Genomic DNA, 6794 nt, shown 5'->3' with positions numbered 1-6794 from the left:
AAAGAATTTGCTGCATGGTGGTGCACTTGGCGTAGTCATTCTCACCACCGTGCTAACAAGGCGGTCAAGCCGACGGCAAAAACGCTGCGCGTTTTTCCCGCGGCTTACCGCTAGCCGTTAGCGCGAGAAATGGGGCATCACAGCTGCCGCAGAAAACCCCGCCGTTGAAACGGCAAAGCCAGCGCTGGTGAAGGCGGGGGACAGCGGAAGCACCCTGGGTTTTGCCGCCCCGCTAGTAGACGCTGGTCGCGCCCTACTCCGAGAAAGGGCCGCTGAAGAAAGAAGAACACCGAGGGCCGGGGTTTTGCCCGGGCAAATGCTCAGCGCCCGTAGGTGGCCCGAACGCGGCACCGTGATAAAAGAACGAACGGAGCCAGCGCTGGCGAAGCACGGCGCGCTGCGGTAGGTTCCAGAGAGCAAGATAAAGACGCAGGCGCTGTCGGTGGTATCCGGCCAGGCTCACTGCCAAATAAAACAACACATTGCGCTAACAAAGCGGTGAAGCCGACAGCAAAAACGCTGCGCGTTTTTCCTGCGGCTTACCGCTAGCCGTTAGGCTTCAGTAAAGCGCTGTAGTAGTGTGAAAACTTATGAATAACTCAGAAAAACTAGAGCTACACTACTACTTCCAAGACCAATCGCACACGATCGACGCTATCGTTCGTAACAAGTGTGAGACTGAACTTTTAGCCCTGGTTCACGAGGTCTCGCGTGTCATCGGCGCGAAGATCCTCATTGAGGCGGAACCTAGCGCCGAAGGTGGTTTCAGGGACATCTGGCGGGCGATCGGTGAGAACCAGAACCAACTGACCCTCATCCTTTTGGTCGTCACCTTGATCTTGTCGCGCATCCCGGTCGGAGACCGCGAACACGCTGACCTCCAGAAAGAGCTAACGCAGCTGAGTATTGAGGAAAAACAACTTTCGATCGAGAAGTTGCAGCGGGACCTCGACACTGGCGAAGTCACTCACGAAGCTATAGAAGCGGCCCGGGTCGTCGCAGAGAGTGAGCCCAAGGTTATTACCAGGAAATCGAACTTCTATCGGCACATAAATAACTACGAGAAAGTGACCAAGGTCAGTGTCCGCCGGCTCGATGGCGGAGGCCATCCGCTTGAAGACGAGCGGCCAGTAGAGCGAAGGGATTTCTCGAGATTCATCATCGCGTCGAGTGATTTGCCGCCACTGGTGATCGACAACGCCATCATTGAAATTGTGTCGCCAGTTCTGAAGGAAGGGACCTACAAGTGGAAAGGCTTGTATGACGGAGGGCTCATCGGGTTCAACATGGCCGACTCGGAGTTCCGCGCGGCCGTGTTGAGCGAGCGGGTGAGCTTCAAGCACGGCACGGCGATCGAGTGCGTGCTGAAGATTGGAAGGAAGCTCGATGAAGCGGGGGATGTGGTTGTTACCGGATATTCAGTAGTTGTGGTGCTGAAGAAGATCGACGGTTTCAGCTCTAGCGAGATGCCACAAGGCAGACGGTTCAAAGACACTAGGCAGAAGCAGCGCGGACAAGGTGATTTATTCACCCAATTGGAGCGGTAGCGTGAGCTCAACCGCGAAATGCAACGAAACCAAAAGCCTAACCAAACGGTCAAGCCGACGGCAAAAACGCTGCGCGTTTTTACCGCGGCTTACCGCTAGCCGTTCGGCCCAGAATAACAACCATCGCCTTTAACGGTTGGGGGATAAGTGGAACGAAGGCTGATTATAGAATTCGAAGGTGTACTGGCGCCGGGCAACCAGGTGTCAGTCCGCACACTCACAAAAACATTGTCTCCTGTCCAGCGAGCAGTGGACTGCATCGTCTACTACGAGCGATTCGGGGTCGTCCGCAAGTTTTCGACGCTACCGCGAGAATTATACAGCACTGCGGATTTCTATCTGGGCGCGCCGGAGGCCAACTGCGTCATTGTCCCGCTCCTCAAGGACACTGGCCGGCAAATCACCCGGAAGCTAAGAACATATTTGGCCAGCCCGTATGCAGCGGCAGCCGCTGAGGTACAGGCGCCCACGCCACTTGAAGGTGAGATCGGTAACGCGATAAACAACCTTGCGCATAACAATGTCGAGATCACAACACACGAGGTGCTTTTAGAGCATCGGGAACAGAGGGAGCGTGAGTATATCGAGGCGAAGGTGGTCGAACAGGTCAATCAGGCTATCTCTCCCATTCGGTCTTCGGTAATTGGGAAGGATGACTACATATCCTTGCAAACCTTCGACGAGGCTGGGACCACTCGCTTCGAGTTTTCCCGAGATCGGGCGAAACGGTTTGGTCAGATCGTTACAAAGTCTAGGCTGGGTCCGGTTGCTTGGTTCGAAGGTACGCTCCATGGCTTGGTCGAGAACAACAGCCAAGCCTTTCCGTTTGTTGGAGAATTCAGAAGTAACGCAACGAAGAGGAAGCACAAGCAGAAGCTATTAATTCCTAATGAATCCCTGGCTTTGAAGCTGAGCCCTTCTAACCTGCGGAATGTAGAAATTCAATTCTTTGCCGCGCCTCTCACGCGCTATGGGGCTTTCGATGAGGTTCGGGGCGACATCGTGTTGCTGCAGGTGGTCAAATAGTGCTCAAAGACCATCTAGTCAGCCAACTTGATGGTTTAATCGGCCCGCGGCTACGGCTTTGGCGGATCGTTTCGTTTCTGGTCGTGGTTGCGTTTGAGGCTTTGTCTCGTTCGGGAACCAGTGTTTTCGAGGCCATCCAGTGGCCGGCAGGTAAAGGTGTGGAGCGTCTCACATCCCTTGTAGGTGAAGTCCCCCTAGGCGATGTCCTTCTTGTTTTTGGCTTCGCCTTCTTTGTTGTACCAAGAGTCGCGGCCTTACTCCTTGCTAGGAGTACAGCTCTTGCCATGCCATACGCCGAGCCTATGTTAGTCGCCCTGCAGAAACGGGTGAATAGCGAAGGTGGCGCATTGAATCCTACGGAACTCGCAGACCTTGTCCGTAGGAAGAGAGAAGCGCTCCGCCTGTCGAACGCTATCGTCGACGTGTTCGAGGCCATCCTGCTTCTCGCGTTTTGGGTGGTTTGGCCCGGTTCTGAGGTAGAGTTCGGAGCCTTCGGGTTGGTTCTGGTTTTAGCACTCCTGGCGATCATGTGGGCGTGTGGAGGCTACGCGTTAAACTATCTCGTCGTGACTCGCGTTGTGCCGTGCGATGTTCTTCAGGAGCGTCATGCGGAGCAAGCGGAGTCTTGATATCTTCCAGGCTGCAAAACCCATTGCTTGGGGAGCCGAACAAGTGCTTGAAGCCGACGCCAAAAGCCGCGCGGCGGCTTTTGGCGCGGCTTAAGCACGGCGTTAGGCAGCGCAAGAACAGAGGTCGCAATGGGGGCAACCCAAGCAGCGTTCCTTCGGGAATTCGCGGACGTTTTCCGAAGCGAGGCACCTGATGTGTCATGGACCGGCGGGCAAGGGAAACACAACACTGCCAGCCTGTTAACGCATCAGGCCGGAAGACGTGGCGGGGCGTATAACAAAGCAGAGCGCTTTGAACTCGGAGACCTTACGGCTGCATTCAATGATCATAAGATCATCATCGAGTTCGAGAGCAAGCAAGTGGCAATCGCCAACTTGTTGAAGTACTGGCCTTACCTCCGTGGCGAACTAAGTAGCAAGCCAGAGCTTCCAGTTCTTATTTGCCATTTCTCTGACTGGTGGAGCTATGGGGTGTACCGTGACCTTTGGCAATGGACGCTCAGTCAAATGCAAAGTGACCCAAAGTGCTTGCAGCATATCGTCGGCTGTCAGTTTGACCATGGCGGAAGCAATGTTTCCCTACGTCACAGCGCAATCGAACAGGCCGTTGAATGGCTACTCCGGCGGGCCACGGTCACGGAGTGAGCACAGCCTCGCACATGAGCAAAAACAAGAGCCTAACCACGCGGTGAAGCCGACAGCAAAAACGCTACGCGTTTTCGCTGCGGCTTACCGCTAGCCGTTAGACGGAAAGCGCTGATGCTCTATATTCGGGAACAGTCAGAAAGCGACCGCGACGAAGTTCTCGCGTTGCTGAACGCCGCAACCGCCGACCTCCGTCGGGTGTACCGGCCGAAGGAAGCCGCTGGCCGAGCGGTGGCCGCCACAGAAGACACGGAGTTCACCGGTGCGCTGGTGGCCATTTCCGAAGGCCGCGTCATTGGTACCGTTGAGTACATCGGCTGCCCTGCCGTGGTACTCGTTCGTGGTCTAGCGGTCCACCCAGCGCTCAGGCGCCGGGGCGTTGCACGGCAGCTTATGGCAGCGATCGAAGAAATCGCCATCGCTCGACGCAAGCAGCGCCTCACGCTCGATACAATAAAGGAGACCGGCAATCCGAAGGTTTTCGAGCAGTTCGGGTTCGTAACGTACCATGAAGCGCCAGCCGACCGGTTCGAGGGCTTGGAGGGGCAACAGGTCACGCAGACCAGCATGCAACGCGTGTTGGTCTAACCAGGGGCTGCAGCCGACGCGGCGAAGCCCTAAGTGTCAACATAGCATCCGACAGTCGCTGGCGCGTTTCTTATGTAACGTAGGGCGGCACAACCAAAGAGCGGATGGACGTGGACGAGTCGAACGAAGTGCAAACCGAGCCGAGCCTTGAGCGACGTACGCGTCGGCAGTTCAGCGCGAGCGAGAAGCAGCGCCTGCTGGCCGAGCATGATGCGCTGGAGCGCGGCGAGAAAGGCGCTTGGCTGCGCCGCAACGGGCTGTACGGCAGCCAGCTGGCCAACTGGCGCAAGACCCTCGCCGAGAGCGGCAGCCAGGGGCTGGAGCCGAAGAGCGGTGGACGCAAGCCGAAGGACCCGCGCGAGCGACGCATCGAGCAGCTGGAACGCGAACTGGTCCGCCAGCAGCGTCGCGCGAAGATCGCCGAAGACCTGGTGGACCTGCAAAAAAAGTTCTTCGCGCTGGTCGAACAGGCACAGAGCGAGGAATCGCAATGAGCCTTCTCGAACAGCGCCCAAGCAGCCTGCCCCGCAGCCGCGCCTGCGAGGCGTTGGGATTGTCGCGCACCGGCACCTATGCGCGCAGGCGGGCGCCCAAGCGAACTGCACCGAGCCCCCAGCCGCGACAACTCAGCCCAGACGAGGAGCGAGCGGTGCTCGATCTGGTCAATAGCGAGCGGCATCAGGATGCGAGCGTACGCGTGATCCACGCCAGCGAGCTCAACGAGGGGCGGATGCTCGCTTCGGTGTCGACCATCTACCGGATCCTTCGCCGCCATCAGCAGAGCCGCGAGAGGCGCACGCAGCGCCCGCCCCAGCACCATGCCGTGCCGCGTATCACGGCGCGGGCGCCGAACGAGGCCTGGAGCTGGGACATTACCAAGCTGCCGACCATCCAGCGCGGGGTGTACCTGAATCTCTACCAGGTATTAGACCTGTTCAGCCGCTATCCGGTGGCCTGGATGATCAGCCGCAAGGAGAACGCCGCACTGGCCCGGCATCTGTTCGATCAGGCGCTCAGCGCCCACCACATACAACCCGGCACCCTGGTCATCCACCAGGACCGCGGTGCGCCGATGATTGCGCACAGCTACCGGGACTTCCTCGATGCCTTCGGGGTACGCCGCAGCTACTCCAGGCCGCGCGTCTCCAATGACAACCCCTACAGCGAGGCGCACTTCAAGACTCTCAAGTACAGCCCAGGCTACCCGGGGCGGTTCCGGGACATCGACCATGCGCGTGCCTGGACGGCCGGCTTTATCAGTGAGTACAAGCTCCGCCCCCACGAGGGGCTCGCCTTCTACACGCCGGCCGATGTGTTCGAAGGCCGCGTAGAGACCGTGCATGCCCAGCGACAGGCGGCGCTGGATGCCTACTACGCCGAGCATCCGCAGCGCTACCCGAAAGGCCCGCCGGTCGCATCCAGGCCGCCAACCCAGGTCTGCATCAACCCCGAGGACGGCGTGACCGCCGCCGCCGACACCTACATCCGGGACGCCGAGGCCGGCCTATACGCTCACGATGCTGTGATCACCCCGGAGAAAATGACCTAGGAAAACCAGGCGCCAGTGTCGGAAAAAGGTTGACACATTCCGAAGCCGCGCGGCTGAGCCCTCACGTTAGCCAGGAGAACGCATGGATTTAGCGTTGCAGCAGCAACTCGTCGAACTGGCTGAAAGAGATCAGCGCGTACTCGAGGAACTGTTCCAGGCCGGCGAGTTACCTTCGACGGACTACCATCCAAGGATGCGGCAAATACACGAAGAGAATGCCGCCACTCTGAGGCGCGTCATCGCCCAGTATGGATGGCCTGGTCGGCATTTGGTCGGAGCCGAAGGAACGAAGGCTGCATGGCTGGTCGCGCAGCACGCTGTCTCGGACCTGCTCTTCATGAAGGAGTGTCTTGTACTGCTCAAAGAGGCCGTTGCATCGGGTTCTGTCGAAGGCTGGCAGCTCGCGTTCTTGCAAGACCGCGTGCTCACCATGTCCGGCGAGATGCAGTACTACGGCACGCAGTTCGACTTAGATCCAGAGGGTTGGCCGGTCCCCATGCCCATAGCGGATCCTGAAACAGTTGATCGGCGGCGTGCGGACCTAGGCCTGAACACTTTGGCTGAACGCGTCCAGCAGATGCGAGAGCGGGAACGTTTGCGGCGTCAGAAAGCAGAAAATGGCTAACAAGGCGGTTGAGAGCGACCGGGTAAAACGCTGCGCGTTTTCCCCGGCGCCTCACCGCTAGCGTTAGGGAAACGCTGATTTATTCGGGGGCAGCCGTTCCGTCGGTGGCTGTGGCTTGAGACAATGTCGGCCCTCCCCGGTTGAGAGTGAGTACGTGGTCGATGCAGTCGAGCTTCTCTGATCTT

Annotated in this window: 8 protein-coding genes; all 8 read left to right on the top strand. The window is 58.4% G+C overall.

Features of this window, described 5'->3' with window-relative positions; all coding sequences use genetic code 11:
• The first annotated feature begins 590 nt into the window (after window positions 1-590).
• The 8 genes from GBG68_RS13710 to GBG68_RS13675 all read left to right on the top strand — a co-directional run bounded on the left by GBG68_RS13710 (window position 591) and on the right by GBG68_RS13675 (window position 6609).
• Window positions 591-1547, top strand: a complete 957-nt coding sequence (locus GBG68_RS13710; protein ID WP_152148329.1) for a hypothetical protein — start codon at window positions 591-593, stop codon at window positions 1545-1547.
• Window positions 1548-1694: 147 nt separating this feature from the next.
• Complete coding sequence (locus tag GBG68_RS13705) at window positions 1695-2573, top strand: hypothetical protein (RefSeq protein ID WP_152148327.1); 879 nt, start codon at window positions 1695-1697, stop codon at window positions 2571-2573.
• Window positions 2573-3202: a hypothetical protein gene (locus GBG68_RS13700; RefSeq protein WP_152148325.1), complete on the top strand. Its 630-nt coding sequence runs from the start codon at window positions 2573-2575 to the stop codon at window positions 3200-3202. Before GBG68_RS13705 ends, GBG68_RS13700 begins: the two co-directional genes overlap by 1 nt.
• Before the next feature lie 129 nt (window positions 3203-3331).
• Window positions 3332-3847 carry a hypothetical protein gene (locus tag GBG68_RS13695; RefSeq protein WP_152148323.1) on the top strand — a complete coding sequence of 172 codons (516 nt, stop codon included), beginning with the start codon at window positions 3332-3334 and terminating at the stop codon, window positions 3845-3847.
• 114 nt (window positions 3848-3961) lie between these two features.
• Window positions 3962-4435: a GNAT family N-acetyltransferase gene (locus GBG68_RS13690; protein WP_152148321.1), complete on the top strand. Its 474-nt coding sequence runs from the start codon at window positions 3962-3964 to the stop codon at window positions 4433-4435.
• 110 nt (window positions 4436-4545) lie between these two features.
• Window positions 4546-4929, top strand: a complete 384-nt coding sequence (locus tag GBG68_RS14580) for a hypothetical protein (RefSeq protein ID WP_152148318.1) — start codon at window positions 4546-4548, stop codon at window positions 4927-4929.
• Window positions 4926-5984 carry an IS3 family transposase gene (locus tag GBG68_RS13680; RefSeq protein WP_152148316.1) on the top strand — a complete coding sequence of 353 codons (1059 nt, stop codon included), beginning with the start codon at window positions 4926-4928 and terminating at the stop codon, window positions 5982-5984. Before GBG68_RS14580 ends, GBG68_RS13680 begins: the two co-directional genes overlap by 4 nt.
• Window positions 5985-6066: 82 nt before the next feature.
• The gene (locus GBG68_RS13675) at window positions 6067-6609 is read left to right on the top strand and encodes a DUF6624 domain-containing protein (protein WP_152148314.1); all 543 of its coding nucleotides are present in this window, start codon (window positions 6067-6069) and stop codon (window positions 6607-6609) included.
• Window positions 6610-6794: the final 185 nt, after the last annotated feature.

The sequence above is a fragment of the Alkalilimnicola sp. S0819 genome (genome assembly GCF_009295635.1).
GTDB lineage: Bacteria > Pseudomonadota > Gammaproteobacteria > Nitrococcales > WHIW01 > S0819.
The sequence above is the reverse complement of the archived record's forward strand: the minus strand, read 5'-3'. Positions and strand labels throughout refer to the sequence as shown.

Coding starts and splice junctions, on each gene's coding strand:
- GBG68_RS13710 (WP_152148329.1), top strand. CDS start 591: ATGAATAACTCAGAAAAACTAGAGCTACACTACTACTTCCAAGACCAA.
- GBG68_RS13695 (WP_152148323.1), top strand. CDS start 3,332: ATGGGGGCAACCCAAGCAGCGTTCCTTCGGGAATTCGCGGACGTTTTC.
- GBG68_RS13690 (WP_152148321.1), top strand. CDS start 3,962: ATGCTCTATATTCGGGAACAGTCAGAAAGCGACCGCGACGAAGTTCTC.
- GBG68_RS13680 (WP_152148316.1), top strand. CDS start 4,926: ATGAGCCTTCTCGAACAGCGCCCAAGCAGCCTGCCCCGCAGCCGCGCC.
- GBG68_RS13675 (WP_152148314.1), top strand. CDS start 6,067: ATGGATTTAGCGTTGCAGCAGCAACTCGTCGAACTGGCTGAAAGAGAT.